At 72.3% G+C, this 26870-nt stretch carries 23 protein-coding genes; 10 read left to right on the top strand and 13 right to left on the bottom strand.

The window, feature by feature from the left end; all coding sequences use genetic code 11:
- Nucleotides 1-769: 769 nt before the first annotated feature.
- A complete protein-coding gene (locus AB0L21_RS35480) occupies nucleotides 770-2188 on the bottom strand; it encodes a HEAT repeat domain-containing protein (protein ID WP_365709109.1) in 1419 nt (472 codons plus the stop codon).
- Between the two features lie 300 nt (nucleotides 2189-2488).
- On the bottom strand, nucleotides 2489-2881 hold the full coding sequence (locus AB0L21_RS35475) for an ankyrin repeat domain-containing protein (protein ID WP_365709107.1): 393 nt from the start codon (nucleotides 2879-2881) through the stop codon (nucleotides 2489-2491).
- A 294-nt stretch (nucleotides 2882-3175) separates the two neighbouring features.
- Here AB0L21_RS35475 and AB0L21_RS35470 point away from each other — a divergent pair, with 294 nt between their 5' ends.
- Nucleotides 3176-3370 (top strand): hypothetical protein, encoded by a 195-nt coding sequence (locus AB0L21_RS35470; protein ID WP_030620070.1) that lies wholly within the window; start codon nucleotides 3176-3178, stop codon nucleotides 3368-3370.
- Nucleotides 3371-3410: 40 nt separating this feature from the next.
- Nucleotides 3411-5024, top strand: a complete 1614-nt coding sequence (locus AB0L21_RS35465; RefSeq protein ID WP_365709105.1) for a hypothetical protein — start codon at nucleotides 3411-3413, stop codon at nucleotides 5022-5024.
- Nucleotides 5025-5148: 124 nt separating this feature from the next.
- On the opposite strand, the gene AB0L21_RS35460 is transcribed toward AB0L21_RS35465, so the two are convergent.
- Nucleotides 5149-6657 (bottom strand): PLP-dependent aminotransferase family protein, encoded by a 1509-nt coding sequence (locus AB0L21_RS35460; RefSeq protein WP_365709104.1) that lies wholly within the window; start codon nucleotides 6655-6657, stop codon nucleotides 5149-5151.
- A gap of 103 nt (nucleotides 6658-6760) precedes the next feature.
- Here AB0L21_RS35460 and AB0L21_RS35455 point away from each other — a divergent pair, with 103 nt between their 5' ends.
- The 4 genes from AB0L21_RS35455 to AB0L21_RS35440 all read left to right on the top strand — a co-directional run bounded on the left by AB0L21_RS35455 (nucleotide 6761) and on the right by AB0L21_RS35440 (nucleotide 10261).
- Complete coding sequence (locus AB0L21_RS35455; RefSeq protein WP_365788313.1) at nucleotides 6761-7432, top strand: hypothetical protein; 672 nt, start codon at nucleotides 6761-6763, stop codon at nucleotides 7430-7432.
- Nucleotides 7429-8205, top strand: coding sequence for a glycerophosphodiester phosphodiesterase (locus tag AB0L21_RS35450; protein WP_365788312.1), 777 nt, complete (start codon nucleotides 7429-7431; stop codon nucleotides 8203-8205). Before AB0L21_RS35455 ends, AB0L21_RS35450 begins: the two co-directional genes overlap by 4 nt.
- A 56-nt stretch (nucleotides 8206-8261) precedes the next feature.
- On the top strand, nucleotides 8262-9608 hold the full coding sequence (locus AB0L21_RS35445; protein WP_365788311.1) for an MFS transporter: 1347 nt from the start codon (nucleotides 8262-8264) through the stop codon (nucleotides 9606-9608).
- 278 nt (nucleotides 9609-9886) lie between these two features.
- Nucleotides 9887-10261: an RNA polymerase-binding protein RbpA gene (locus tag AB0L21_RS35440; protein ID WP_003977404.1), complete on the top strand. Its 375-nt coding sequence runs from the start codon at nucleotides 9887-9889 to the stop codon at nucleotides 10259-10261.
- Nucleotides 10262-10344: 83 nt separating this feature from the next.
- On the opposite strand, the gene fxsA is transcribed toward AB0L21_RS35440, so the two are convergent.
- The 4 genes from fxsA to AB0L21_RS35420 all read right to left on the bottom strand — a co-directional run bounded on the left by fxsA (nucleotide 10345) and on the right by AB0L21_RS35420 (nucleotide 14476).
- Nucleotides 10345-10896 (bottom strand): FxsA family membrane protein, encoded by a 552-nt coding sequence (gene fxsA, locus AB0L21_RS35435; protein WP_365788310.1) that lies wholly within the window; start codon nucleotides 10894-10896, stop codon nucleotides 10345-10347.
- A 95-nt stretch (nucleotides 10897-10991) separates the two neighbouring features.
- Nucleotides 10992-11786, bottom strand: coding sequence for a polyprenol monophosphomannose synthase (locus AB0L21_RS35430; protein ID WP_365709096.1), 795 nt, complete (start codon nucleotides 11784-11786; stop codon nucleotides 10992-10994).
- 559 nt (nucleotides 11787-12345) lie between these two features.
- The gene (locus AB0L21_RS35425; RefSeq protein WP_365788309.1) at nucleotides 12346-13953 is read right to left on the bottom strand and encodes an amidohydrolase; all 1608 of its coding nucleotides are present in this window, start codon (nucleotides 13951-13953) and stop codon (nucleotides 12346-12348) included.
- Nucleotides 13954-14035: 82 nt separating this feature from the next.
- Nucleotides 14036-14476 (bottom strand): Lrp/AsnC family transcriptional regulator, encoded by a 441-nt coding sequence (locus AB0L21_RS35420; RefSeq protein WP_014671472.1) that lies wholly within the window; start codon nucleotides 14474-14476, stop codon nucleotides 14036-14038.
- A gap of 234 nt (nucleotides 14477-14710) precedes the next feature.
- Between AB0L21_RS35420 and AB0L21_RS35415 the strand changes: the two genes are divergently transcribed.
- The gene (locus AB0L21_RS35415; RefSeq protein WP_365709092.1) at nucleotides 14711-15145 is read left to right on the top strand and encodes a hypothetical protein; all 435 of its coding nucleotides are present in this window, start codon (nucleotides 14711-14713) and stop codon (nucleotides 15143-15145) included.
- Nucleotides 15146-15603: 458 nt separating this feature from the next.
- Here AB0L21_RS35415 and AB0L21_RS35410 read toward each other — a convergent pair whose 3' ends face one another.
- Nucleotides 15604-16779 (bottom strand): acyl-CoA dehydrogenase family protein, encoded by a 1176-nt coding sequence (locus tag AB0L21_RS35410; protein WP_365709090.1) that lies wholly within the window; start codon nucleotides 16777-16779, stop codon nucleotides 15604-15606.
- Nucleotides 16780-17112: 333 nt separating this feature from the next.
- Between AB0L21_RS35410 and AB0L21_RS35405 the strand changes: the two genes are divergently transcribed.
- A complete protein-coding gene (locus AB0L21_RS35405; RefSeq protein WP_365709088.1) occupies nucleotides 17113-18345 on the top strand; it encodes a glycoside hydrolase family 18 protein in 1233 nt (410 codons plus the stop codon).
- 14 nt (nucleotides 18346-18359) lie between these two features.
- Here the strand turns inward: AB0L21_RS35405 and AB0L21_RS35400 are convergent, their stop codons facing one another.
- The 5 genes from AB0L21_RS35400 to AB0L21_RS35380 form a co-directional block, all read right to left on the bottom strand.
- Nucleotides 18360-19007: a TetR/AcrR family transcriptional regulator gene (locus AB0L21_RS35400; RefSeq protein ID WP_365709086.1), complete on the bottom strand. Its 648-nt coding sequence runs from the start codon at nucleotides 19005-19007 to the stop codon at nucleotides 18360-18362.
- A 122-nt stretch (nucleotides 19008-19129) separates the two neighbouring features.
- A complete protein-coding gene (locus AB0L21_RS35395; RefSeq protein WP_356124600.1) occupies nucleotides 19130-19270 on the bottom strand; it encodes an SCO1431 family membrane protein in 141 nt (46 codons plus the stop codon).
- A 118-nt stretch (nucleotides 19271-19388) separates the two neighbouring features.
- The gene (locus AB0L21_RS35390) at nucleotides 19389-20756 is read right to left on the bottom strand and encodes a peptidase C39 family protein (RefSeq protein WP_365709084.1); all 1368 of its coding nucleotides are present in this window, start codon (nucleotides 20754-20756) and stop codon (nucleotides 19389-19391) included.
- A 219-nt stretch (nucleotides 20757-20975) separates the two neighbouring features.
- Nucleotides 20976-22514 carry an amino acid permease gene (locus tag AB0L21_RS35385; RefSeq protein ID WP_365788308.1) on the bottom strand — a complete coding sequence of 513 codons (1539 nt, stop codon included), beginning with the start codon at nucleotides 22512-22514 and terminating at the stop codon, nucleotides 20976-20978.
- A 40-nt stretch (nucleotides 22515-22554) separates the two neighbouring features.
- Nucleotides 22555-23511: a hypothetical protein gene (locus AB0L21_RS35380; RefSeq protein ID WP_365709080.1), complete on the bottom strand. Its 957-nt coding sequence runs from the start codon at nucleotides 23509-23511 to the stop codon at nucleotides 22555-22557.
- A 216-nt stretch (nucleotides 23512-23727) separates the two neighbouring features.
- Here AB0L21_RS35380 and AB0L21_RS35375 point away from each other — a divergent pair, with 216 nt between their 5' ends.
- Together AB0L21_RS35375 and AB0L21_RS35370 are read left to right on the top strand one after the other, a co-directional pair.
- Nucleotides 23728-24336: a hypothetical protein gene (locus AB0L21_RS35375; protein ID WP_365788307.1), complete on the top strand. Its 609-nt coding sequence runs from the start codon at nucleotides 23728-23730 to the stop codon at nucleotides 24334-24336.
- Nucleotides 24337-24815: 479 nt separating this feature from the next.
- Nucleotides 24816-26687 (top strand): AAA family ATPase, encoded by a 1872-nt coding sequence (locus tag AB0L21_RS35370; protein ID WP_365788306.1) that lies wholly within the window; start codon nucleotides 24816-24818, stop codon nucleotides 26685-26687.
- The last annotated feature ends 183 nt before the right edge of the window (nucleotides 26688-26870 follow it).

Below are 26870 nucleotides of genomic sequence, written 5' to 3'. Positions count from 1 at the left end.
CCCACCCGGTGGAAACAGCCCCACCGCCCACGCGCCGAATCTCACCGGACCAACTCCGCCCAGCTCAACTGGCCGAACGGCCCAGCAGAGGCAACCGTGTCCACGGCCCCCGTCGCCCCGAGGCCCACCGCCTCGACCGCCCCTCCGCCAAGACCGCCCCGCCCCTCTCGTTGCCGCACCACCGAGCCGCCGCCTCCTCGGCCGGGGCCGCCGGCAGGGCTGCCGGCACCGCTGCCGATGCGCGAGGTCCAGGCGGGTACCGGTGCCCCGGGCGCGGTGGTGCAGTTCGCCGGCGGCCGGGCGCAGCAGCCGCGGCAAGCAGGTCGTCGCAGCGCCGAGCACCCAGCCGGTCCCCGCCGTGGCCGGCCACCACAGGCCCGCCGCGCCGGTCTGCGCGGGGAACGGGCGACCGGGCACGGGCGTCCGTGTCCGGGCCGCTGCCGGGCGCGGGAGCGGGGGCGACGACGAGCGGGGGGGGGTGACCGCGATCTACGAGGTGCCGGTCTGGTGCGCGCAGTGGGCCACGCCGTTCGCATCGGGGGAAAGGATTGGTCACGATGACGGCACGCATACGGGTGTTGTCGCCGCGCTGGACGTGCCCGCGTCCACTTCGATCCTTCACCGCGGGGAACGTCCCATGAGCGTCGGACTGCGCACCCGAGCGGTCAGGCGGCCGTCATGGCCGCCTGACCCGCGGGTCATCCGGTGTTCACCCGGCGGGCGCTCGTCCGCCGGGGCAGATGCACGGGTGGGGGACTGCGGACGCGCCTCAGCCGAGCGTCGCGTCCGGTCCGAAGCGGCTGCGTACCGCGGTCTGCACCTCGGCCTCCTCGGCCGGATCGGCGGCCAGGCGGCGCAGGCGCTCCACGACCCGGGCGTCGCCGGTCTCGGCGTGCCGGGCGGCGAGTTCGCGGGTGGTCTCCTCGCAGTCCCACAGGCATTCGACGGCGAAGCCGGTGGCGAACGTGGGATCGGTGGCGGCCAGCGCGCGGGCGGCACGGCCGCGGAGATGGGAGGAGGCCGTCTCGCGGTAGACATGGCGCAGGACCGGTGCGGCGCAGGCGATACCGAGGCGTCCGGCGCCGTCCACGAGGGTCCACAGGGTGGGCGCGTCCGGCCCCTCGCCTCGTACGGCCTCGCGGAGGGCGCCGAGGACGAGGTCGCGGTCCTGTGCGCCGCCGCGGCAGGCGAGCATGCGTCCGGCGGCGGCGCCGAGCGCGTCGGGGCGCTGGGCCCAGCCGCGCGCGCGGTCGACGGCGGCGATGCTGCGCATCCGTTCGAAGGCGTCGACGGCGGCCTCCACGACGGGTGCCGTCCCGTCGACGACGGCGGCCTCGATCAGGTCGAGCGCGTCACGGTCGTTGCTGTCGGCGAGGTAGCGCAGTGCGGTGCAGCGGGCTCCGTCGGTGCCGGTCCGGGCGGCCTGGAGGATCTCGGGCCGGTCCTCCGGGCCGGCCACGGCGACCAGGCAGCGGGCGGCGGGCACATGGAGGGCCGCGCCGCGCTCCAGTCCCTGCTGGGCCCACTCGAAGACGGCGCGGACGCTCCAGTCGGGGCGGGGGCCGGTGGGCCGCATCTGCCGCTGCCAGCGGTCGAAACAGCCGGCCTCCTGGGCGGCACGCACCCGCGTGGCGATCGAGGCGCGCGGATCCTCGGCCCACAACCGCCAGGGCCGTGGCTCGAAGGCGTCGCGTACGGCGGCGGCCAGCTCGGCCTCACCCTCGGGATCGGTGGCGAAGCGGGCCAGGACGGGGGCGGCGAGGGCGCGCAGGCCCGCGTCGTCGTCCCTGAGGGCCAGCTCGTCCAGGGCCCAGGCCCAGTTGGAGCCGTGCGCGGCGTACCTGCGCAGCAGTTCCAGGGCGTCCCGCCTGCCGTAGGAGGCGAGGTGGCCGAGGACGGCCAGGGCCAGGCCGGTGCGGGACTCGTCGGTGTCGACGACGTCCTCGGGGTCGAAGAGGTGCGCCCGCACGGCGTCCAGCTCGCCGTTCAGGTCGAGGTAGAGCCGGGCGTAATACAGGGAGCGGTTCTCCAGCTGCCAGTCGTGGCGGGGGTCGCGCAGCACACAGTGGTTCAGGGCCGCGAGCGCTTCGGCGCGCGGGGCCGTGAGCGCGTGCAGCGTGCCGTCACCACGGCCGCGCTGGAGCAGGCCGAGCAGCGTACCGCTGGGCGCTATGACCGGATCGAACATGGGAAACAGCCTCACATCAAGCGTCGACGCAACCGGGGAACACGCATTACCTGGCCGCGTGACACAACGTCGGAGCGCCCGCCGTCTCTTGCTTGCTGTAGACCATTTCTCTCTGCCTCTCGTCGGTGGCCCATGCGGACCGCATCACGGCCCGCGCGGTGCGGCAACACCTGCCCGGCCATCGCGTCCGTGCATCACGACGTCATGATGACCCGCGGTGTGTGCTGCCGCGACCGTATTTCCGGCGGCCCTGTACCGCCTCCCCCGTTTTCCGTGTCGTACCTGGTCAGCGCGTCGACGTCAGTGGACGCCGAACAGTTCCAGAAGCTCTGTCTTGCCGAACATCCGGGCCGTGTCGACGGCCGACGGCGTGCCTGCGGAAGGATCGGCTCCGCCCTCCAGGAGGGCCTTGATGACGTCCGTCTCACCCTTGAAGACGGCACCCGCGAGCGGGGTCTGACCCCGGTCGTTGACCTGATCCGCCGCCGCGCCGCGGGCGAGCAGCGCGCGCACCGCGTCGGCGTGACCGTGGTAGGCGGCGAGCATCACCAGGGAGTCGCCGCGGTCGTTGGTGAGGTTGGCCGGAACGCCCGCGTCGACATACGCCACGAGCGCCTCGGTCTGCCCCCGTCGGGCCAGATCGAAGATCTTGGTCGCCAGCTCCACGACCTCGGGGTCGGGAACGTCACTCATCGGCCGGACCGCCTCTCCATGCTGATTCGGGGACTGCTTCGTACGAGTGAATCGCCAGCGTACTGGCTCGCGGGGCACATGACCCGATCTGCCCGAGGTAAAGATCAGCAGCAACGCCCGCCGGGGCACCGCACCGGCAACAGGCCTGGTCGATCGGGGTCCCGACACACTCATCCGCGTGGGGTAAATCCACCGTTTTTCACCCAGTTGCACCTTTAATCGTATGGATACATCCTGTGATCCTGGAAGAACTCATGGTGACTGTCCCCCACCATCGACACCAGGAGGCCCCAAATGATCCTCTCCCTCTCAGGCGTGCTGCTGCTCGGCATCGTCGTCTTCCTGTTCTTCCGCAAGGACGGGCTGAAGGGCTCGCACGCCACGGTGTCGGCCCTCTTCGGTTTCTACCTGTCGACCACAGGCATCGCCCCGAGCATCAAAGCCGGAGGAGAGAGCCTGGCCAGCCTCCTGGGCGGCATCAAGTTCTGACCCCGCCAGTCCCGCCCGCACGCACCATGAGGAGACAGCAGTGGCCCGGCGCCCTCTCCCCCGCATTCTGAGCAAGGACAGCGCCCAGATCGCCCGGACGCAGATCGCCCGGAGCAGGGACCTGGCCCGGACGGCGGCCGACAGCGCCACCGACGTCCTCCACCCGCTGATCACCGTCACGCGCGGGCTGCGCCTGCTGGCCTCGGCCGGCCGGCGCAGGTGGGCGGACACGCCCAAGGACAAGCGCGGGCCGCTGCTGTTCTTCGTGACTTCCGTGGTCCTGATCGTGGCCCTGATGCCGTACGGGCCGCTGCTCGCCGTCATCGCCGTGATGGCGGCAGCGGCCTGGCACGGCCGCGACCGCACCCCGTCGGCGCCCGAGGGACCCGACGTGTCCCAGTCCGAGCGGCTCCAGGCGCTGTACGAGGCCCTGGTGCCGTACTTCTCCAGCCCCGAGGACCCCGCGCCGCTGTACGCGCACGGCGGGGAGTGGGAGAAGGCCTACGCCGCCCACGAGTTCGACGACACCGGGCGCATCGGCCACCTCGTGATCCGCTACCCCGCCTACTTCCCGGACGGCGAGTCCACGGCCCGCGCGCGGATCGAGCAGCTGCTCACCGCGAAGGCCGGGCGCAGCCGCGAGTACCGCTTCGCGTGGGACGAGGAGGGCAACCAGCTCACCGTCACCGCCCTCCCCCCGCTGCCCGCCGACATCCCCGCCCAGCGCTTCGTCACCGCGCCCGGCGAGACCGTCCTCGGCTTCACCGACCCCAGCGAGGTCCAGCGCACGCTCCCCCTCTCCTACGGAGAGGAACGGGTCGACGTCCCGCCGGTCGTCTGGCGCACCGGCATCCGCTCCACCGAGCCGCACCTGCTGGCCATGGGCCACCCCGGCAGCGGCACGTCCACCCTGCTGCGCTCCGTCGCCCTGCAGGCCCTCCAGTACGGCGATGTGCTGATCGTCGACGGCGGCGGCACCGGCGAGTACGCCTGCCTGACCGGACGCAGCGGCGTCCTGGCCGTGGAGTGCGCGCTGCCCGGGGCACTGGCCAGCCTGGAGTGGGCCGCGCAGGAGACCGAGCGGCGGCTCATCGCGATCAACCTGGCGCGCCAGGCGGGCGACCCGCCGCCCCCGGACACCCGGCGCCCGCTGTGGATCCTGCTGGACCGCCCGAGCGTCTTCGCGCACCTCGCCGCGGCGGACGGCCGCAAGGATCCGCAGGTGCTGCTCCAGGTGCCGTTGCGGCACGGCCGCGCGGCGAACGTGACGGTGGTCGTGGCCGAGCAGTTCGACAGCGCGGAGGCGCTGACCGACGCGGTACGGCAGCACACGCGCGCGCGTGTCGTGCTCGGGTCCGCCGCGCCGGAGCAGGTGGAGGCGGTGCTGGGGGCGCCGCCGCACACGACGTCGACGGCGCACGTGCCACCCGGGCGGGGGTACGCCCGGCTGGGGTCCGGTCCGGTGCACCGGCTTCAGGTGCCCCGTACGCCGGATCCGTACGACGACGCCACGAGTGACGCCGACCGGCAGGCGGTACTGGAGTTGCTGCCGCCACGGAGCACCGCCGTGGAGGAGGAGCCGACGGTTCTGTCGAAACCGACGGCGGAGAAGACACCGGTCCCTGCGGAGGCCCTGGCGGCGGAGCCTTCGTAGCACCCTGGGACGGCACTGCGGTTCCCCGGGGGCGCGGGGAACCGCGCGACGGCCACGACGGACGCGCAGCCGAACACGCGCCCAGGGCCCCCGAACCGGGCCAGGCCTCCCGAACCGGCCCGGCCTACGCCACGAACGTCCTCGGTGCCTCGCCCGCCCCCGTCGCCCCCGACTCCACCAGCCGAGCCGCGGCAGCGAGCCGTACCGCCGCCTCGTCCGCCACCGCTCCCCCGACCGTGAACGGAAGCCGGACATAGCCCTCGAACGCGCCGTCGACGCCGAAGCGAGGGCCGGACGGGACACGCACGCCGGTCCGTTCGCCCGCTTCCGCGAGGCGGGAACCGGAGAGCCCGCCGGCGCGCACCCACAGTGTCAGGCCACCCCGGGGCACCTCGAACTCCCAGTCGGGCAGTTCGCGGCGCACCGCGGCCACCAGGGCGTCCCGGTTCTCCCGGGCCTGCGCGCGGCGCACCTCGACCGCCTGCTCCCAGCCCCCGGTGCTGAAGAGCCAGTTCACGGCCAGCTGCTCCAGCACCGGCGTGCCCAGGTCGGCGTAGGCCCGGGCGGCGACCAGGCTGCGGATGACGTCCGGCGCCGCCCGCACCCAGCCGATCCGCATCCCCGCCCAGAACGCCTTGCTGGCCGAGCCGACCGTGATCACCGTGGAGCCGGCCGGATCGAAGCCGCACACCGGACGGGGCATGCCGGCGTCCCGGACGTCCTCGTCGAGCCACAGCTCGCTCATCGTCTCGTCGGCGACGAGCACCGTGCCGGCCGAGCGGGCCGCGTCCACCAGCCGGCGCCGCTGGTCCTCGTCGGCGAGCGCCCCGGTGGGGTTGTGGAAGTCGGCGACCACGTAGGCGATCCGCGGCGCGGCCTCGCGCAGAACCTGGCGCCAGCGGTCCAGGTCCCAGCCGGACAGGCCCTCGGCCATCGCGACGGGCACGAGCCGGGCGCCCGCCTCGCGCATCAGCTGGAGGATGTTGGCGTAGGACGGGGACTCCACGGCGATCCGCTCGCCCCGGCCCGCGAAGAGGTGGCAGATGGCGTCGATGGCGCCCATCGCGCCGGTCGTCACCATGATCTGCTCCGGCATGGTGGGGATCCCGCGCGCGGTGTACCGCTCGGCGATCATCGAGCGCAGCGCGGGCAGCCCGGCCGGATAGTCGCCGTGGGTGTGGGCGTACGGCGGCAGTTCCTCCAGGGCGCCCTGCACGGCCCGGGTGAGCCACGGCTCGGGCGCCGGGAGGGAGGCGCAGCCGAGGTCGATCACCGAACCCAGGGCCTCGGGCGGCAGGGGTTCCAGGCCACGGGCGGGGATGGGGTTGCCGGCCGGTACGGCGGTCCAGCTGCCGGCGCCGCGCCGGGACTCCAGGAAGCCCTCGCCGCGCAGCGCCTCGTAGGCCGCCGCCACGGTGGTGCGGCTGACGGAGAGGGCCAGGGCCAGTTCGCGTTCCGCGGGCAGGCGCGCGGCCACCGGGACCCGGCCCTCCAGCACGAGCAGCCGGACGCCGTCGGCGAGGGCGCGATAGGCGGGGGGACGGCGGGTGCCGGGGCCGGCCGGGCGGTCCTGCTGGGAGGTGAGGAGCCGGGCGAGCTGCGCGGCCCCCACGGCCGAGGTCCACTGCGCCATGAAGATCAGTCCACCTTCCCCGAATTGGCCATGGATGACGATTCATCCCAAGCCACAGAGTGACATGCGTCAGGCCACCGCCACCACCCAGGGGGGTATTTCCATGTCCACTCCCAGCCCATCCGCTCCCGGCCGGCCGCTCGGACTGCGGCTGGTCCAGTTGTACGCGGGTCTCGCGCTCTACGGCGCGAGTTCCGCGCTGCTCGTGGCGGCGGGGCTGGGCCTGGAACCGTGGAACGTGCTGCACCAGGGGCTCGCTGAACTGACCGGGCTGAGCATCGGGGTGGTGTCGATCATCGTGGGCGCGGCGGTGCTGCTCCTGTGGATCCCGCTGCGCCAGCGCCCCGGGCTCGGCACGGTCTCCAACGTCTTCGTGGTCGGCCTCGCCATGGACGGCACGCTCGCCCTGCTCCCGGACGCGCGTTCCCTCGCCGCCCGCGTCCCGCTGCTGCTCGCGGGGATCGTGCTGAACGGCGCGGCGACCGGCCTCTACATCGCGGCGCGCTTCGGGCCGGGCCCGCGTGACGGCCTGATGACGGGGCTGCACCGGCGCACCGGCCGGTCGATCCGGCTGATGCGGACGGCGGTCGAGGTGGCGGTGGTGGTCACCGGGTTCGTCCTGGGCGGCACCATCGGGGTCGGGACCGTGCTCTACGCCGTGTCCATCGGCCCGCTGGCGCAGGCCTTCCTGCGGGTGTTCGCCGTCCCGTCGGCCTCGGCGGGCAGCACGGTCGTTGCCGCGCCGTCACCCGGGCGCGCGATACTGCGTCCGTGAGCCTCACGACACCGCGCCCGCGCCATCCGTACCTGGACCACCCGGTGCCGATCGCCTTCGCCCACCGGGGCGGGGCGGCCGACGGCCTGGAGAACACCGTGGCCCAGTTCCGGCGCGCTGTGGAGCTGGGCTACGGGTACATCGAGACGGATGTGCACGCCACGGCGGACGGCCGGCTGGTCGCCTTCCACGACGCGACCCTGGACCGGGTCACCGACGGCGCGGGCCGGATCGCCGACCTGCCGTGGGCGGACGTGCGGCACGCGCGCGTGGGCGGCCGTGAACCGGTGCCGCTGTTCGAGGAACTGCTGGAGACGTTCCCCGAGGTGCGCTGGAACGTCGACGTCAAGGCGGAGCCCGCGCTGCGCCCCCTGCTGGAGCTGATCGAGCGTACGGACGCCTGGGACCGGGTCTGCGTGGGCTCCTTCTCCGAGGCGCGCGTGCTGCGCGCCCAGCGGCTGGCGGGGCCGCGGCTGGCCACCTCCTTCGGCACGCGCGGGGTGCTGCGCCTGCGGCTGCGCTCGTGGGGGCTGCCGGCCGCGGTGCGCCGGTCGGCCGTGGCCGCGCAGGTACCGGAGGCCCAGTCGGGCGTGCCCGTCGTCGACCACCGCTTCGTCCGCGCCGCCCACGCGCGCGGGCTCCAGGTGCACGTGTGGACGATCAACGAACCGGAACGGATGCACCGGCTCCTGGACCTGGGGGTCGATGGCATCATGACCGATCACATCGACACGTTGCGCAAGGTCATGGAGGACCGCGGCGTCTGGGTCTGACCACCCGGCCGCCTCGGCCCGAGCCTTCGCGGTTGAGCGGGGAAGCGAGGGCACGGGTGAGCACCGACACCCTGCGGGCGGAGGCGGCGGACGGGTCCGCCGGTCTCAGGCGCGAGCAGCGCGGCTGGTACGTCTACGACTGGGCGTGCTCCGTCTATTCGACGAGCGTCCTCACCGTCTTCCTCGGCCCGTACCTCACCTCGGTCGCCGGGCACGCGGCGGACGCCGACGGCTATGTGCACCCGCTGGGCGTCCCGGTCCGGGCCGGCTCGTTCTTCGCGTACGCGGTGTCCCTGTCGGTGATCCTGGCCGTCGTCGTGATGCCGCTGGTGGGCAGCGCGGCCGACCGTACGGGCCGCAAGAAGCCGCTGCTCGCGGCTGCGGCGTACACCGGCGCCGCTGCGACCACGGGGATGTTCTTCCTGGACGGCGACCGGTATCTGCTCGGCGGGGTGCTCCTCGTCGTGGCCAACGCGGCGCAGTCCGTCGGGATGATGCTCTACAACTCCTATCTGCCGCAGATCGCGCCGCCCGGGCAGCGCGACGCGGTCTCCTCCCGGGGCTGGGCCTTCGGCTACGCGGCGGGCTCCCTGGTCCTCGTGGCCAACCTGGTGCTGTACTCGGCGCACGACTCCTTCGGTCTCTCCGAGACCGCCGCCGTCCGCGTCTGTCTGGCCTCGGCGGGCCTGTGGTGGGGTGCCTTCACGCTCGTACCGCTGCGCAGGCTGCGCGACCGCCACGCGCGCGTGGCCCCGGCCACGGCACCGGGGCTGCGGCAGCTGGCCGCGACGGTCCGGGACATGCGCCGGCACCCGCTGACCCTGGCGTTCCTGCTGGCGTACCTCGTCTACAACGACGGCATCCAGACGGTGATCACCCAGGCGTCGGTCTACGGCTCCGAGGAGCTGGGTCTCGGCCAGTCGACGCTGATCGGGGCGGTCCTGCTGGTGCAGGTCCTGGCCGTGGCGGGGGCGCTGACCATGGGACGGCTGGCGCGGACGTACGGCGCGCAGCGGACGATCCTCGGCTCGCTGGTGGCGTGGACGCTCACGCTGGCGGCCGGCTGGTTCCTGCCCGCGCGGGCGCCGGTGTGGTTCTTCGCGCTGGCCGCCGGGATCGGCCTGGTCCTCGGTGGCAGCCAGGCGCTGTCCCGGTCGCTGTTCTCCCACCTGGTGCCGCCGGGCAAGGAGGCCGAGTACTTCTCGGCGTACGAGATGAGCGACCGCGGGATGAGCTGGCTCGGGCCTCTGCTGTTCGGCGTGACCTACCAGCTGACCGGAAGCTACCGGTCGGCGATCTTCTCCCTGGTGGCCTTCTTCGTCCTCGGTTTCGTCCTGCTCGCCCGGGTCCCGGTACGGCGTGCGATCGCCGAGGCGGGGAACCCGGTTCCGGAAAAGATCTAGCGCCGATTTAGCACTCGGCGTGAAAGGGCGGTAGTGTACGCGTTTGGCCTGCCAGGCGTACCGTTACTGCGCGTCAAAGATGCCGAAACGCTGGGTGACATCTGCTAGCAGATGTGACAAACCGGGCGCCTGTGGGTAGAACAAGGGGCGGCTACGACGGCGACGCATGACCCGGAACGGGACTCGGAACGGGAATCTTTACCGCCGACCGGACGTTGACCGGATGACGACGACAGCGACACCTGTCCTGTGGGCGACAAGCCCGGGAGGCACGATTCATGAGTGAGCGAGCTCTTCGCGGTACGCGCCTCGTGGTGACCAGCTACGAGACGGACCGCGGTATCGACCTGGCCCCGCGCCAGGCCGTGGAGTACGCATGCGAGAAGGGGCACCGCTTCGAGATGCCCTTCTCGGTCGAGGCGGAGATCCCGCCGGAGTGGGAGTGCAAGGTCTGTGGTGCCCAGGCACTCCTCGTGGACGGCGACGGCCCTGAGGAGAAGAAGGCCAAGCCCGCGCGTACCCATTGGGACATGCTGATGGAGCGACGCACCCGTGAGGAACTCGAAGAGGTCCTTGAGGAGCGTCTGGCGGTGCTGCGCTCGGGGGCGATGAATATCGCGGTCCACCCCAGGGACAGCCGCAAGAGCGCGTAACGCGCATACAGCACAACGACCGCGGGCGCCGTACGTGAAGACGTACGGCGCCCGCGGTCGTTGTGCGGGCGTGTGCCGGACGCTCAGCGCGTGAGCGGGGGCCTCTGCTCCCCCGGCCCGGGCCGGTCCTCCCTGACCACCTCGCCCTGCACCACCTTGCCGTCGGGCCGGTGGATGCGGACCTGCTGGAACGCGTCGCCCAGGCTGCCCGGGGCGGCCTTGCGCAGGCTCCGTTCCAGGGCGCTCTCCGCCAAGCGGCTCACCGCCTTCTGGACCGGCGGGAGCAGCAGGAGCAGGCCCGCCGCGTCCGAGACCAGGCCGGGGATCATCAGCAGCAGGCCGCCGAGCATCATCAGACCGTTGCCGCCGCCGCGCGCCGGTGAGCCGCCCTGCTGCAGCGCCTCGTTCAGGCTCTGGAAGGCGCGGCGGCCCGCCCGCTTGATGACCACGGAGCCTGCCACGACGCCGGCGACGAGCAGCAGGACCACCGTGAACCCGCCCACCGCGCCCGCGACCAGGGTCAGCAGCCAGATCTCCAGCACCAGCCACGCGGCGAGGCCCAGCGGCACATACCTGCGCAGCCGGGAGCGCCGGCGGCGGGCGGTGTACGGAGAGGTCGGAGCGCCAGTCGTCATGCCCCCAGTGTGCCTGGGCACGCCTCAGCGCGGGATAAGGGGGGTGATCGGCCGGGCGCGCACCCGTCGGCCGGCCCGGGCCACGAAACCGGCCGCTACGCCTGCTTGTCCTTGCCGGTGAGCTTGCCCAGGCGGTCCCCGACGCCCCAGGCGGTGACCCGCCACAGCGCCTCGACCACGATGTCCCGGCTCATCTTGGAGTCGCCCAGCTCCCGCTCGACGAAGGTGATGGGGACCTCGACGACGTGGTAGCCGGCCTTCACCGCGCGGCGGGCCAGGTCGACCTGGAAGCAGTAGCCCTGCGAGGCGACCTCGCCGAGGCCCAGACCCTCCAGTGTCTGGCGGCGGAAGGCCCGGAAGCCGCCGGTCACGTCCCGGATCGGTACGTCGAGCATGAGCCGCGAGTAGGTGGAGCCGCCCCGCGAGAGGAACTCCCGGGACTTCGGCCAGTTCACCACCCGGCCGCCGGGCACCCAGCGGGAGCCGAGGACCAGGTCGGCGCCCTTGAGGGCGGTCAGCAGCCGGGGCAGTTCCTCGGGCTGGTGGGAGCCGTCGGCGTCCATCTCGATCAGCACGCCGTAGTCCCGCTCCAGACCCCAGCGGAAGCCCGCGAGGTAGGCGGCGCCGAGGCCCTCCTTGCCCTGGCGGTGCAGCACATGGACGTGCTCGTCCTGGGCGGCCAGTTCGTCGGCGAGCTTGCCGGTGCCGTCGGGGCTGTTGTCGTCCGCGATCAGTACGTGCGCCTCGGGGACGGCCTTGCGCACCCGGCCGACGATGGACTTGATGTTCTCCGCCTCGTTGTAGGTCGGGATGATCACCAAGGCCGTGCCGAGCGGACCGAACTGCCTCCCCTGGGCCTTGGCCGCGAGGGTCCCGTCGCCGTCGTTCACTGCTGCCCCTTCATGTCGTACGCAGGGGTCCACCATAGTGGCCGCGGCCTGGGAAGACGTGACAGCGCGTTCCTATGGTGGTGTCCGTTCCGCAAGAGCGGGGTAAGAAGGCGTTTTCCGGTACCCTCCCACCACGTGCTGAGCACCTTCGTACCACGACGGATGGGGGCCCGGCGCCCTTCGGTCCGACCCGGGACCCGCTGGCTGCGGGTCGACCGAAAGCCGTTGTCTACTGAGCGCCCGGGCCCCACCCGGGTCACACCTGGCCGACCCGCGAGAACGTTCCCCTCGTCGGCGCGGGCGCTGAGCCTGGCTCCCAGTGACGGTGCCCCGGTGCGGCACACCGTCCCTGACCCAGCGGCGCTGCGACGAGTCGGCTGAACGTCCCCCGGTCGGGCGTCCGGTGGTGGACTCGGACGAACCTACCGGCCCCGGGCCGCCGACTGTCAACAGCCCTCTGAGCTGGGCGGACGGCACCGGTGGCACGGCGGGTGGGGAGGATGCGCAGGTCGGGCGGCGGCACCCCGGCGGGCGGGGGAACCCGCGCCACCCCGTGAGATCACTCGCCCGGCCGTACGAACACCGTCCGCCCGCCCACCACGGTGCGCAGGCAGACCGGCAGGTCACGGCCCGGGGTGAGGTCGGGCAGGCCGGGCGTGCCGGAGCGCGGATCGGTGGACCAGCGGGCGACCCGGTCGTCGGGGGCCTGCACGATCAGCTCGTCGGTCCGCCAGACGGCGTAGTCGGCGGGGGCGCCCGGGACCAGGACGCCCGCGTCGTCGCGGCCGACGGCCCGCCAGCCGCCGCGCGTGTGCGCGGTGAAGGCGGCGCGGACGGAGATCCGGTGCTCGGGCGTGCGGTGGAAGGCGGCGGCACGGACCGTGCCCCAGGGGTCGAGGGGGGTGACCGGGCTGTCGGAGCCGAACGCGAGCGGTACGCCGGAGCGGAGCAGGGCGGCGAACGGGTTGAGCGTGCGGGCCCGTTCCGTACCCAGACGCTGGGCGTACATGCCGTCCTCGCCGCCCCACAGCGCGTCGAAGGCGGGCTGGACGGAGGCGATCAGGCCCAGCTCGGCGAAGCCGGCGATGGTGTCGGGGGTGAGCATCTCGGCGTGCTCGACGCGGTGCCGGGCGGCGCGGATCCGGGCGAGGCCCACCTTCTCGGCGGCGGCGCGCACGCCCTCCACCACGACGGACACGGCGGCGTCGCCGATGGCGTGGAAGCCGGCCTGGAGGCCCGCCTCGGTGCAGGCCACGACGTGGGCGGCGACGGCGTCGGCGTCCAGGTAGGCGGTGCCCGTGTGGCCCGCGTCGGCGTACGGCTCGTGCAGGCAGGCGGTGTGCGAGCCGAGGGCGCCGTCGGCGAAGAGGTCGCCCGCGGCGCCGGTCGCGCCCAGCTCGCGGGCCTTGTCGGTGTCCTGTTCGGCCCAGTACCCCACCACGCGGGGGCCCGGCGCCTCGGCGGCGAGGCGCAGCAGGCCGGTGAAGTCGTCCTCGGAGGAGATCCGCGGGCCGCCGCACTCGTGCACGGTGCCGATGCCGAGGGAGGCGGCATGCGCCAGGGCGGTGCGCTGGGCCTCGGCGCGCTGGGCGGGAGTGATGGCGGCGAGGGCAGCCTTCCGGACGGCGTGATGGGCGTCCTTGGTGAGCGGGGCGTCCTCGCGCGGGACGTCGCCGGGGACCAGGTCGAGCAGGGCGGTGCTGACGACCGCCGAGTGCACGTCGATGCGGGACAGGTACAGCGGGCGTCCGCCGGTGGCCTCGTCCAGCTCCGCACGGGTCGGCGGCCGGCCGCCGGGCCAGCGGGCGGCGTCCCAGCCATGGCCCAGCAGGACCCGGTCGTCGGGGCGGGCGGCGGCGAACTCGCGGACGCGGGCGAGGGCGGCCTCCAGGGAGGGGGCGCCGGACAGGTCGAGACCGGTCAGGGCGAGGCCGGTGGCGGTGGTGTGCACATGGGCGTCGGTGAAGGCCGGGGTGACCAGGGCGCCGTCGAGATCGACCACCTCGTCCACGCCGTCGGCGAAGGCGTCGGCCGCGCCCTCGGAGCCGACCCAGGCGACGTGGCCCGCCTCGACGACCATCGCCGTCGCGAAGGGGTCCGCGGGGCTGTGGACCTCGCCGCGGCGGAGCAGGACGGTCGTGGGGGGCTCGGCGGTGCGGTTGCTCATAGCCGACAGTTTCTCTCGGCGCCGGGCAGGAGCTGCACCTGGGGCGTCCGGAAGGCACCCGGCGCTGTCGGCCCGGCGGCTGTCAGATCTTGGGTGGCCGGGCCTCGTACGGTGTGGAGAGGACCACCGTCGTCCGCGTCGAGACCCCCGCCAGCGAGCGCAGCCGGGCCAGCAGTTCCTCCAGTTCGTGCGGGGTGGACACGCGCACCTTGAGGATGTAGTTCTCGTCGCCCGCCACGCTGTGGCACGCCTCGATCTCGGGGACCCCGGCGAGGCGGTCCGCGATGTCGTCGGGGGCGCTGGGGTCGAACGGCTTCACCGAGATGAACGCGGTCAGCGGCAGCCCGACGGCCTCGGGGTCGACCACCGCGGCGTAGCCGCGGATGACGCCACGCTGTTCCAGCCGGCGCACCCGCTGGTGCACGGCCGACGTGGACAGGCCCGTGGCCTTGCCCAGGTCTGTGTAGCTCATCCGCCCGTCCTTGACGAGCAGCTGCACGATCTGACGGTCCAGCTCCTCCATGCCGCCAAAACCTACAGTGCGCTTGATCTCCACGGATACCTCAGAGGCGCAGGTCATTCCCTGTTCGGCAGAAAAAGCCCCGGGACGGGCACCTGCATGCGGCATGTGACGAAGACCACATGCCTCGAACAGGCTCCGTGATGGTCTCGTGATTACCGCGGAGACCGGGCGGGAAGTGCTTGCTGTGGTCGAGGCCGCAGCGCCTTCACGGCCCAGCCTTAGGGGGAGAATCCCATGCAGAGTACCCATCGCCCTGGTCGATCCGCGTCCATGCACCGGCAGCCGGTCGCCGAATCCGCGCCGGAGGGCGTCGAACCCGACGTCTTCGACGAGGATCTGGACGCCTACGACACCTTCGAGATGTACCGGGTGATCTGCCCGGACTGCGCGCAGCCGATCGCGCTGCTGGCGGACGAGGAGGTGCTGCCGGAGCACGCGCTGTGCGCCTCGCCGTGGAACCCGTTCGGACTCACGGTCTGCGCGGGTACGGGCCGTGCGGCGGCCGACGCCCGCCCCGCGGACGAGTCCTTCGAGCCGCAGGAGCAGGACACCGCCCTGCTGCTGACGCTGCCCCAGGGTCTGAACTGGCGGACGCAGCCCTTCTCGCACGTCGGCGGCCCGGGCTCGCGCCCGATGCGCGTGCCGTCGATGCGTCGCCAGGCCGCCTGAGCCGGCTCACCCCACACGTACGTGCTCCGCACCATGGCACGCAGGCTGCCGTGGTGCAGGGTCGGCGTGTCAGCCGGCCGCCCTCGCATGAGGGTTACGGGACGGTCGTCGGCCGGGGACGCCCCCTGGCCGCTGGTCAGCTGACGGCGTGCCGGCTGTCCTGAGGAGGCCGGGGAGGGAACCGGACGGGGATGAACTGAAGCTCGATTCCGTCGGAGGGTGACCTGTCCGGCCGTCGCCGCGTTGCCCTGGCATGACCCCCACGTACTCGGCAACCGGGCGTCAGCGCCGTATCTTCGTCCCCCGCCCCGGGGAATCGGTTCCGTCGGCCGCGCCGCCGGACCCGCCCATCTACCGCGACCTCATGCGGACCTGGGCCGACCGGGGCCGCACCCTGCCGGGCCGCCATGACCCGGAGTGGGTCAGGCTGGCGGCCCCGACGGTGCTCACGGGCCAGTTCAGCGACCTTCTGGCCCCGCCACGTGACGGGCGATGACCATCCGCTGGATCTGGTTGGTGCCCTCGACGATCTGCAGGACCTTGGCCTCGCGCATATAGCGCTCGGCCGGGAAGTCGGCGGTGTAGCCGTAGCCGCCCAGTATCTGCACCGCGTCCGTGGTGACCTTCATGGCGGTGTCGGTGCAGTGCAGTTTGGCCATGGCTGCCTGCTTGGCGAACGGCCTGCCCGCGTCCCGCAGCCGGGCCGCGGCGAGGTACAGCGCGCGGCCCGCCTCGATCTGGGTGGCCATGTCGGCGATCATGAAGCGCAGGCCCTGGAAGTCGGCGATGGGCCGGCCGAACTGGCGGCGCTGGGTGGCATAGCGGACCGCCTCGTCCAGTGCCGCCTGGGCGAGACCGATGGCGCAGGCCGCGATGCCGAGCCGGCCCGAGTCGAGCGCGGCCAGGGCGATGGAGAAGCCCTGGCCCTCCTCGCCGATGCGCCGGTCGTCCGGGACGCGGACGCCGTCGAAGTGCACCTGCGCGGTGGGTGAGCCCTTCAGACCCATCTTCTTCTCGGGCGCGGCGCCGCTCAGGCCGGGGGCGTCGCCGGGCACGAGGAAGGCGGTGATCCCGCGGGGGCCGTCCTCGCCGGTGCGGGCCATCACGGTGTAGAAGTCGGCGATGCCGCCGTGGGTGATCCAGGCCTTGGTGCCGTCGATCACCCAGGTGTTGCCGCCCTCCCGGACAGCCTTGGTGCGCAGGGAGGCGGCGTCCGAGCCGGAGGACGGCTCGGAGAGGCAGTACGCGCCGAGCAGGCCGCCGCCCAGCATCGCGGGCAGGTGCTCGACCTGCTGCTGCTTGGTGCCGTAGGCGGCGAGGGCGTAGGACGCGAGCGTGTGGACGCTGACGCCCAGGCCGACGGTGAGCCGGGCCGCGGCCAGCTCCTCCAGGACCTGGAGGTAGACCTCGTAGGGCTGGTCGCCGCCGCCGTACTCGGACGCGTACGGCAGGCCCAGCAGGCCGGATTCGGAGAGCAGGGTGAAGATCTCGCGCGGGAAGCGTCCCGCGTCCTCCTCTTCCGCGGCCCTGGGCGCGATCTCGCGCTGGGCGATCTCCCGGACGAGGGCGAGCAGATCCCTCGCCTCTTCCGTCGGCAGTTGACGCTCCACCGGCTGCGGGTCGCGGTCGGACATGGCGTCGGGCTCCTCCCTGTTCGGGCACCGGCGGTCCGGCCCGGGGTGGGGGGCGGCTCCGCCTGATGAAACGCGCTTGGCCGAAGGCGCCCGCTCCCGGGTCTCGGAAGCTGCTGACCAGCGGCATGCGCAGTGAGTATGCCCGATCAGCGACCTCCCGTCACCAGTTAACGACCGCTTACTTCAGGAGTCCAGTCGGGGCTGTGCGCAGGGGCGAGATTGGTCCGAACCATTGACCTAATGGTCTAGTCCTCCTAGGGTGCATGACCAACGCTTTACCGCGTTCATGCCAATCGGCGCGCGTTCCCCTCTCCCCCACGAGGAGACACCCGAATGCACACTCCGCACCGCTCCCTCGTCCGGGCCCTCGTCTCGGCCGCGTGTACCGCCGCCCTCGGCGCCGGCCTGCTGGCCGGAACGGGCACGGCGACCGCGGCGGCACCGAGCACCCCGCAGCTGGCGGCCGGCTCCAAGGTCGTCGGCTACTTCACCGAATGGGGCACCTACGACCGCAAGTACTACGTCAAGAACATCGAGACCTCCGGCTCCGCCGCCAAGCTGACCCACATCAACTACGCCTTCGGCAACGTCACCGGCGGCAAGTGCGCCATGGGCGACTCCTACGCGGCCACCGACCGGGCCTACACCGCCGCCGAGTCCGTCGACGGCGTCGCCGACACCTGGGACCAGCCGCTGCGCGGCAACTTCAACCAGCTGCTGAAGCTGAAGAAGAAGCACCCCGGCCTGAAGATCCTGTGGTCCTTCGGCGGCTGGACCTGGTCCGGCGGCTTCGGCGAGGCCGCGAAGAACCCGGCCGCCTTCGCCCAGTCCTGCTACGACCTGGTGAAGAACTCCAAGTGGGCGGGCGTCTTCGACGGCATCGACATCGACTGGGAGTACCCGAACGCCTGCGGCAACACCTGTGACACCAGCGGACGCGAGGCGTTCAAGAACCTGATGGCCGCCCTGCGCTCGAAGTTCGGCTCCGGGAACCTGGTGACGGCGGCGATCACCGCGGACGCCACCAGCGGCGGCAAGATCGACGCCGCGAACTACGCCGGCGCCGCCCAGTACGTCGACTGGTACAACCCGATGACGTACGACTACTTCGGCGCCTGGGACGCGACCGGCCCGACCGCCCCGCACTCCCCGCTGAACTCCTACTCGGGCATCCCCAAGGCGAACTACCACACGTCGGCGACGATCGCGAAGCTCAAGGGCCTCGGCATCCCGGCCTCGAAGCTGCTCCTCGGCATCGGCTTCTACGGGCGCGGCTGGACCGGCGTCACCCAGGCGGCCCCCGGGGGTACGGCGACGGGTCCGGCGGCCGGGACGTACGAGCAGGGCATCGACGACTACAAGGTGCTCAAGACCAAGTGCCCGGCGACCGGCACGGTGGGCGGCACCGCCTACGCCAAGTGCGGCAGCGACTGGTGGAGTTACGACACCCCGGCCACCATCGCCACGAAGATGACGTACAAGAACCAGCAGGGCCTCGGCGGCACCTTCTTCTGGGAGCTGAGCGGCGACACCGCGAACGGTGAGCTGATCAAGGCGATCAACTGACGGTTCGTCCCGGATCAGCCGTCCCGGCGGGCGGGCGGCGGGGCCGGGTGGGCGGGGTCCAGCTCCTCGATGGCGCGCAGGGCCCCGCCGAGCGTCTTCACCAGCAGCTCGCACAGGGTGGCGCGGGACAGCCGGGGGTGGCCGATCCAGTCCAGGGTGGCGCCCTCCACGCTGCACACCCAGGAGAGCAGCCCCATCCGGGCCACCGGGGAGATGTCACCACGGCCGTAGGCTCCCTCGGCGATCGTGGTGACGATCGCCTCGCGCACGCCGTCCCGGATCGCGTGCACCTCGGTGTCGAAGCCGACGCCGCCGCTGACGATGGTGCGGTAGGCGGCCTGGTGCTGTTCGGCGTAGCGCAGATAGCCGTCGATCGTGCGGTGCACGCGGTCCACGGCGGGCAGCTGGACCCCGCCGGCGGCGGAGGTGACCAGATCGGCGACGGAGTCCTGGATGATCGCCAGGTAGTAGCCGCGCTTGGACCGGAAGTAGTAGTAGATCAGGCCCTTGGCCACCTGCGCCTGGCGGGCGATGTCGTCCATGGACAACGCGTCGTAGGACGTGTCGGCGAACAACTTCCGCCCGATGGCGATGAGTTCCGCGCGACGCGTCGCGGAGCGCTCGGTGCCGCGCGCCTGGGTGACGGCACGCTGCTGCGGCATGTTCAAGACCGGCCCTGAGCTAGGTACGACGGGACAGGCGCAGTATGTCAGAACAAGCCGCACGCGTGAGTGGTCGGTTCAGAGGCGGGTGCGCGCCGGTTCCGAGGCGGGTGCGCACCGGTTCAGAGCAGGCCGAGCTGGGTCACGAGCATCGCGAACACCGCGACGAGGACCCAGCCCATGACATGCTCGACGATCTTGGGGCCGTCTTCCTGCGGGCCGCCGGTGACGGCGCGGGTGGCGGTGGCCGGGTGTGCGGTCATGGTGTTACTCGCAGAGGTAGGACGTATACGGCGGAATCCCCCCACCCATCCGTCCACCATGCCACCCGCGACGGCGTTCGCGGCGATGAGCTTGGTCACACGCCGCGCCGACCAGGCCTCAGTACACGCCCACCGCGGCGAGCGCCTTGCGCTGGTGCGGGGTCGGGTGGGCCGGGAAGTAGAGGTAGCAGACCCCTCCGGTGCCGGAGACGACCTTGCCGGAGGCGTTGTACCGCTTGGTCCTCAGCCAGATGTTCTCCCACTCGCGCCGCTTGTAGACGCGCCGCACCGCCTCGTCGCTCGGTGAGGCGGGGTCGTTGGCGATCACGTCCCCGTCCGCGGTGAAGCCGATGACGGTCATCAGATGGCCGGAGGTGCCGTAACCGGCCCCCGTCAGCTCCTGCTTGAGGAACGACTGGGACGTTATGGCCGGGATGCCGGCCGCGATCAGCGTCTCCAGGTCGGTGAGGGAGGCGAGCCGGGTGACCACGCCCTGCAGGCCGTCGAAGGTGGCCGCGTAGGCGGCGTTGAAGGGCCAGTTGCCGCAGCCCTGGTACTGGTGGTCGTAGGTGAACCGGGCCGCGTGGCAGACCTGCGGGTCCGCGTAGGACGGGTCGACCCACGACAGCTGCTCGGGCGTGAGCCGGCCGCCCCAGTACTCGATGATCATCTGCGAGGAGGTGGGGCTGCACCAGGCCTCGCCGCCGTTGTCGTACTCGGGGTACTGGCCCTTGTGGATCTCCTGCGAGTAGCGCGGGACGGCCAGTTCCTGGGCGAGGCCGGGGGTGGAGGCCGGCACCGTGAAGCGGTCGGGGATGTCGGAGCCCATCGCGCCGAGCCGCCAGACCGTCGGGGTCAGGTGCGTGCCGGGCCTGCGGTAGAGGGTGAGGCGCAGCCGGTACGACGTCAGGCGCAGGCCGGTGCTCGCGTCGTCGATGGCGAAGGTGTCCGTCCAGATCGTGCTCTTGCCGTCCGTCTGGTCGTCCACCGAGGTCCGCTTGATGTCCTGGTCGCCTGCCGCCCAGCGGCCCATCACGTACCAGGGTGTCTCGGTGCCGTCGGAGTACGTGCCGTGCAGCTCGACCTGGAGCCAGGTACCGGCGGGGGTGTGCGCGTTCCAGGAGGCGATGACCTCCGTCGCGGGCACGGTGAGCCGGTGCACCGGGGAGGTCCAGGTGGCGTACTCCCAGGTGGCCGTGGTGCCGGTGTGCGGGTCGGTGTAGTCGGTGCGGCCGGCCGGGGCGCCGATCACGACGCCGGGGCGGCTCCCGGAGACGGCCCGGGCGCCCTGGGCGGTGCCGCAGCGCCAGTCGCGGAACGTGGTCCAGCAGTGGTAGTCGATCGGGCGGGGCTGCGCCTGGCCGGGGTCGTCGCTGCCGGCGGGTCGCGGTGCGGCGGCGGCAGCGGGGGCCGCTGTGCCGGTCACCGCCGCGGCGACGGCCACGGCCAGAACGGTTCTGCGGGACGGCTGTTGGGCTCTGCTCATGGGCGCGACGACCCCCAGGGTGTCCGAGACGGGCTGATCCGGTGCGGTAACTATGAAGCAGGCCGGATCCCGCTGCCAGCACTTCGGCGCATGCCGCGGCACCAATATTGGTCTGGGCCACTGGCGGGGGCGCGCGAAGGGGCGCGGGCAGTGCCGCCGTGCGGCTCCACCGCGTGGGCGCGGCCGGCCCCCACGCGGTGGAGCGGCACCCCGGCATGCTCAGACGAGATCCATCGCGGCGACCTCGTCCGGGCGGCCGTAGCTGACCGGCCCCTGGAAGCGACGGCGGGCCGTGGCGAACCACCACACCGTCGCCACCAGCAGGACGACGGCGAGCGCGATCGGCGCGTAGTTGAAGGAGTCGACGGTGATCGGGGAGGCCTGCGGCAGCATGAACAGGACGCTGCTGAGCAGGATCCAGGTCACCGCGAGCCAGCCGATCGGCCTGCCCCAGCGGCCCAGGTGCCAGGGGCCGGGCTGGAACGCGTCCCCGAGCCGCAGCCGCAGGAAGATCGGTACGGCGTAGGCCAGGAAGAGGCCGACCACGTTGACGCTGACGATGGCGGTGAACGCCGTGTGCGACCACCAGCCCGGCACCACCAGGGCCAGCGAGCAGGCGACCGCGAGCCAGACCGCCTTCACCGGCGTACGGGTGCGCGGCGAGACCGAGTGCCACCAGCGGGAGCCGGGCATGGCGCCGTCCCGGGAGAAGGCGAAGATCTGGCGGGTGTTGCTGGTGAGGTTGGCCAGACCGCAGAAGAGCATCGCGCCGATGACGATGAGGAGCATCGCCTTGGCGGTGCGCAGGCCGAGGCCGTCGATGAGGATCTGGACGGGCGGCGCGGCGGCGCCGGCCACCTTGGCGTAGTCGCCGATGCTGTAGACCAGTGCCAGCATCAGGACGAGACCGGTGATCGCCGAATAGCCGATGGCGCGGGTGATGCCCTTCGGTGCGCTGACCGTCGCGCGGACCGTTTCCTCGGACATGTGGAAGCTGCCGTCGAACCCGGTGAAGGTCCAGCTCGTGACCAGCAGGCCGAGCATGCCGCCGTAAAGCCCGCTCGTGAAGCCGGTGTTGTTCTCGAAATGGGTGACGAAGGACGCGGACTGGTGATGACCGGGCATCACGATGAGTGCGCCGACGATCACGACGAGTCCGATCAGCAGCCACCACACCGAAATGCGGTTCAGTACGGCGACGAGCTGGACGGTGTAGGTGTTGGCGAGCCCTTGGAGCACGATGATCAGGGCCGTGATCAGGACCGTCTGGTGTGCGGTCGGCTGGTAGGAGGGCCACTGCAGCTGCACGAACACCTGGATGAAGGTGGCGGCGGCATAGCCGGTGGCGGCGGTGCCGCCGATCTGGCCGACGAAGTTCAGCCAGCCCGTGAACCACGACCAGGCGCCTTTGTGCCGCTTGGCGAGTTTACCGGCGGAGAAATACAGGGCACCGCTCGTCGGATAGGCGGAGGCGACTTCCGCCATGGCCGCGCCGATGAGCAGCACCATCAGCGAGACGCCGATCCAGCCGAACACGAGAATACGGGGGCCGCCCGCGTTCATGCCGAACCCGAAGGACGAGAAAATACCCGAGAGGATATTGATGATGGTGAACGAGATCGCGAAATTGTCGAACGCCTGGAAGCGCCGGGTGAGTTTCCGCGGATAACCCATCGCGTGCAGGGTGGCGTCGTCGTCGAGCACGACGGAGTCCGCCGCGCGGGCGCGGGCCCGGGGAGTCGACATCCGTTCCGACACAGATCGGCCTTTCTCTGGATGGGGGTGGGGGACGAGCGGGTCAGGCGGGCCCCGGGACGGGCAGGCCACAGGCGCGCCGCGCCCGGGAGAGCTGCTCGGCGGGGTCGCCGAAGGCGCTCCACGGCATGCGCGAGGCGTACGGGCCCATCGCCGTGAAGACCGCCCGGGCCTCGAACGCGCGCTGGGCCATGATCAGAGCGTGCGCGAGGTAGGCCAGGTCGAGCACGGGGGTGAAGCGGTAGCCGGCCACGGTGGGCAGCCAGTGCTGGTAGATCGCCAGCGCGGTGGAGCGCCACTGGGGCTGCTCCCAGACCCGGTCGGCGAGGAGCTGGGTGGGGTTGTAGCTCTCGACCAGGGCCACCAGGGGCAGCAGCCGGAGGGCGGAGTCGGCGGGCGCCCGCTGGCTGAGGAAGGCGGCCACGTCCCAGGCCGCGGTGACCGAGCCGCCGTACCGCGTGAAGAAGCAGGACAGGAAGCGGTGGTGGGCCTCGCGGTGCCAGGGGTCGAGGGACAGGATGTGCGCGAACAGCCGCCAGGGGCCGGGCGGGGCGGTGAGCAGGCCTTGCGGGGCCGGGTCGCGCAGCCGGTGCAGCCGGGCCATGGCGAGCCGGGCGACCCAGGGGGTGGGGTCGGCGGGAGCCGCCTCGGCGGCCCGGTCGCAGGCGGTCAGCGCGATCCGCTCCAGCGCCTCGGCGCGCTCGTCACGTGCGTCGGCGGCCCGCAGGGCGCGCTGCACCGCGACCCGTGCCCACATGAGCGCGGCCTCCGGCGTCGGCTCCTCGGCCAGCCAGCGTTCCACCAGGTCGGTGCCGGCCGCCTCGGAGGCGAGGACGAGCGAGCGGTGGGCGCGCAGGGCGAAGTCGCCTCGCGTGTCGGCGAGCGCCTCGTGGGCGTATCGATAGCGTCCGGCGCGCACATCGACGCATACGCTCGCCAGGACCCGGTCGTCGGCCGCCGGATGCCATACATAGTGCCCTTCGAATAATTCCGCGGCCATGGTCCCCCTGCCGGTCCCCGTTCGACGCATCACCTTGCGCAGGAGGCACCTTACTCAGCGTGGGGCACACCCGGAACGCCGAATTCGACATATCGGTCAGGGGATTCGGACTGTTTATCGGTGCCATTGACTGGCCGCCAGCCGATGGTTCAAGGCGTGACAACTGCTGGCGCGTGACCACCACTAGACTGGTTCACCGAAAACCCACAACACCTCATGCCGCACGCACAGCACGACACCCCGGGAATCACCATTCACGACCTCGCCGCCCGGCTGCACGGGCTCCCGCCCTCCCTGGGGCCGGTCCGGCTCATCGCCGTGGACGGGCACGCCGGCTCGGGGAAGTCCACCTTCGCCGGGCGGCTGGCGCACGCGCTGGGCGGGGCTCCGGTGCTCCACCTCGACGACATCGCCAGCCATGAACGGCTCTTCTCGTGGACCGACCGGCTCATGACCCAGGTGATCGAACCCCTGGCGCGTGGCGAGAGCGCCCACTACACCCCTTACGACTGGCGGGCCCGCGCCTTCGACGCCCCGCGCCCCCTGCCGGCCGCTCCCGTCGTCCTGATCGAGGGTGTCGGCGCCGGCCGCCGCGCCCTGCGGCCGCATCTGGCCCGGCTGCTGTGGATGGAGCTGCCCCGGGAGGAGTCCTGGGCGCGCGGGCGGCGACGGGACGGCGCGGAGCAACGGGAGTTCTGGGACGGCTGGGTCGCGGCGGAGCGCGCGCACTTCGCCGCTGATCCCTCGCGCCCCCATGCCGATCTGCTGGTGCTCCAGCGGCATGAGGGATACGAGGTACTGCCGGGACCGGCGACGACGCACTGAGCCGGGCCGTCCATCACGCTGAGTGATGGACCGTCCCGGATGTGGTGAAGTCGTGAAGAGCCTCGCGGGACAACTTCTTCCGGCGCCTCAACTCCGCTTGACCGGGGGGCCGTACAGGTCTTACGTTCTCAATGTGCGGCTTTCGGAGTCGCTCACCCACGCGAAGCCCCCGGTTGTTCCCCCGTGACCGGGGGCTTCGTTCTGCCCGCGAAGACCGTTTTCCAGGCGCCCCGCGCACCCGCACTCTCACCCTCTGTCACGAAACGCCGTGCGCCCCGTCTGCGCCCACCTCGTCGAACGCCCCGTGCGGCACCCTTCGGCACGCGCAGGTACCACGGGTACGATGCCCTCGGTGCGACCTTCGAGCGGCTGCCTCGCGCACCTGCAACTCCGGTCCGCGGCACAGCGGTTCGACCGCGGCGGCCGTCGGGCGACTGCCCGGTGGTGAAGCACGGGGACACGGTCTGTGGGGGGACGTGATGGACTTCGGCACGCAGGGCCCCGAGGCGCCGGCCGACCTCGCCTGGCTGCGGGGTGTGGACGCCTACACGATGGGCGCCTACCCGCAGGCGGAGGAGGAGTTCCGCACCGCGGTGCGGATGGACCCGGGCATGGCGGACGCCTGGCTCGGGCTGCACGCGCTCCGGGTCGACACGACCACCGCGCTGCTGCGGATGTTCCGGCACCGCGACCGCTTCGGCGAACAGCGCGCCCGGCACCGCCGTAGCCTCAACTCCTGGTACTGGCTGGGCTGGTGGGTGCAGCCGGTGCTGGAGAGCCCGCGCGACCTGCTGCTGGCGCACGCCTCCCACTGGCTGGACGGCCGGCATGTGCCCGAGCTGGACCGCGCCCTCGCCGGACTGCCCCCGGTCGACGCCGACCCGCAGGTCCGCTTCCTGCACGCCTGCCGCGCCTATCTGGTCAAGGACTGGGAACAGCTGGTCCGGCACACCGATCCGCTGCTGGCCGACCCCCTGCTCGGCATCGAGGCCGGCCTGTTCGGCGGCATGGCCCGGGTCCGGCTGGAGATGTACGGCCAGGCCGAGCCACTGCTGGCGGCGGCGCTGATGCGGTGCCGCAGCGAGCAGCCGCAGCGCAAGGAACTGCGCTACTGGCTGGCGAGGGCGCACGAGGGAACGGGCCGCTCGGCCGCCGCGCTCCCCCTGTACCGCGCGGTGCACCGGGTCGACCCGGCCTTCATGGACACCTCCGCCCGGCTCGCCGCGATCTCCGAGGGCGACGGGTACGACGAGACGGCCGACTACGCCGCGATCACGCTGACCGGCGCGGGGCAGGACGCGGTGGACGGGCCGGACGGGTTCGATCCGCTGTTCGGCACGGAGAGCCGGGATCTGCGGCTGCCGGAGCCCGATCTGCCGACCGGGCCGCTGCCGTCGGTGGCCGATCCCTCGGTGCGGACCAGGACGGGGGTGTCCGGGGTGTCCGCCGCGTCGATCCCGGCCGGGCCCACCGACCCCGCGTTACTGGAGGAGGCGCTCGCCGAACTGGAGCGCATGGTGGGGCTCGAACCGGTCAAGCGCCAGGTCAAGGCGCTGTCGGCGCAGTTGAACATGGCGCGGCTGCGGGCCGGGCAGGGGCTGCCGGTCCAGCCGCCCAAACGGCACTTCGTCTTCTCCGGCCCGTCCGGCACGGGCAAGACCACGGTCGCGCGGATCCTCGGCCGCGTGTTCTACGCGCTGGGGCTGCTGGGCGGGGACCACCTCGTGGAGGCCCAGCGGGCCGACCTGGTCGGCGAGTATCTGGGGCAGACGGCCGTGAAGGCCAACGAGCTGATCGACTCCGCGATCGGCGGGGTGCTGTTCGTGGACGAGGCCTACTCGCTGTCAAACTCCGGGTACGGCAAGGGGGACGCGTACGGCGACGAGGCCTTGCAGGTGCTGCTGAAGCGGGCCGAGGACAACCGGGACCACCTGGTGGTGATCCTGGCCGGCTACCCGGAGGGCATGGACCGCCTGCTCGCCGCCAACCCCGGGCTGTCCTCCCGCTTCACCACCCGGGTGGACTTCCCCTCCTACCGGCCGCTGGAGCTGACCGAGATCGGCAAGGTGCTCGCGGCGGAGAACGGGGACCTGTGGGACGAGGAGGCGCTGGACGAGCTGCGGTCCATCGCCGGGCACGTGGTCGATCAAGGGTGGATCGACGAGTTGGGGAACGGCCGGTTCCTGCGGACGCTGTACGAGAAGAGCTGCGCGTACCGGGATCTTCGGCTGTCGGCGTACCCGGGCTCCCTGTCCCGGGACGACCTGGCGACCCTGCGGCTGCCCGACCTGATGCAGGCGTACGGAGAGGTGCTGTCAGGTCGGGGACCACAGGATCCGTCAGGCATGTGAGCGCCCCGAAGGGGCGCGGGGCTGTGTCACCGCGCGGCTCCGCCGCATGGCGCGCGCAACCCCCGCGCACTCGGGGGACGGCCACGGGCTAAAGGGTGTTGCAGAAGGCTTGGTGGCGGGCATTTTGCCTGTATGGGTGGGGTGTTGAGGGCTGAGCCGGTGTGGGTGGAGACGTTCACCGGG

Origin of the sequence: Streptomyces sp. NPDC052721 (genome assembly GCF_040678315.1) — a bacterium.
In the GTDB taxonomy this organism is placed as follows: Bacteria; Actinomycetota; Actinomycetes; order Streptomycetales; family Streptomycetaceae; genus Streptomyces.
This window is presented reverse-complemented; position numbering and strand designations above follow the sequence as displayed.

Coding starts and splice junctions, on each gene's coding strand:
- fxsA (WP_365788310.1), bottom strand. CDS start 10,896: ATGACGACTGGCGCTCCGACCTCTCCGTACACCGCCCGCCGCCGGCGC.
- AB0L21_RS35395 (WP_356124600.1), bottom strand. CDS start 19,270: ATGACCGCACACCCGGCCACCGCCACCCGCGCCGTCACCGGCGGCCCG.
- AB0L21_RS35410 (WP_365709090.1), bottom strand. CDS start 16,779: ATGTCCGACCGCGACCCGCAGCCGGTGGAGCGTCAACTGCCGACGGAA.
- AB0L21_RS35380 (WP_365709080.1), bottom strand. CDS start 23,511: ATGGCCGCGGAATTATTCGAAGGGCACTATGTATGGCATCCGGCGGCC.
- AB0L21_RS35390 (WP_365709084.1), bottom strand. CDS start 20,756: ATGAGCAGAGCCCAACAGCCGTCCCGCAGAACCGTTCTGGCCGTGGCC.
- AB0L21_RS35405 (WP_365709088.1), top strand. CDS start 17,113: ATGCACACTCCGCACCGCTCCCTCGTCCGGGCCCTCGTCTCGGCCGCG.
- AB0L21_RS35415 (WP_365709092.1), top strand. CDS start 14,711: ATGCAGAGTACCCATCGCCCTGGTCGATCCGCGTCCATGCACCGGCAG.
- AB0L21_RS35470 (WP_030620070.1), top strand. CDS start 3,176: ATGATCCTCTCCCTCTCAGGCGTGCTGCTGCTCGGCATCGTCGTCTTC.
- AB0L21_RS35375 (WP_365788307.1), top strand. CDS start 23,728: ATGCCGCACGCACAGCACGACACCCCGGGAATCACCATTCACGACCTC.
- AB0L21_RS35440 (WP_003977404.1), top strand. CDS start 9,887: ATGAGTGAGCGAGCTCTTCGCGGTACGCGCCTCGTGGTGACCAGCTAC.
- AB0L21_RS35460 (WP_365709104.1), bottom strand. CDS start 6,657: ATGGCGCAGTGGACCTCGGCCGTGGGGGCCGCGCAGCTCGCCCGGCTC.
- AB0L21_RS35475 (WP_365709107.1), bottom strand. CDS start 2,881: ATGAGTGACGTTCCCGACCCCGAGGTCGTGGAGCTGGCGACCAAGATC.
- AB0L21_RS35480 (WP_365709109.1), bottom strand. CDS start 2,188: ATGTTCGATCCGGTCATAGCGCCCAGCGGTACGCTGCTCGGCCTGCTC.
- AB0L21_RS35400 (WP_365709086.1), bottom strand. CDS start 19,007: ATGCCGCAGCAGCGTGCCGTCACCCAGGCGCGCGGCACCGAGCGCTCC.
- AB0L21_RS35420 (WP_014671472.1), bottom strand. CDS start 14,476: ATGGAGGAGCTGGACCGTCAGATCGTGCAGCTGCTCGTCAAGGACGGG.
- AB0L21_RS35370 (WP_365788306.1), top strand. CDS start 24,816: ATGGACTTCGGCACGCAGGGCCCCGAGGCGCCGGCCGACCTCGCCTGG.
- AB0L21_RS35425 (WP_365788309.1), bottom strand. CDS start 13,953: ATGAGCAACCGCACCGCCGAGCCCCCCACGACCGTCCTGCTCCGCCGC.
- AB0L21_RS35455 (WP_365788313.1), top strand. CDS start 6,761: ATGTCCACTCCCAGCCCATCCGCTCCCGGCCGGCCGCTCGGACTGCGG.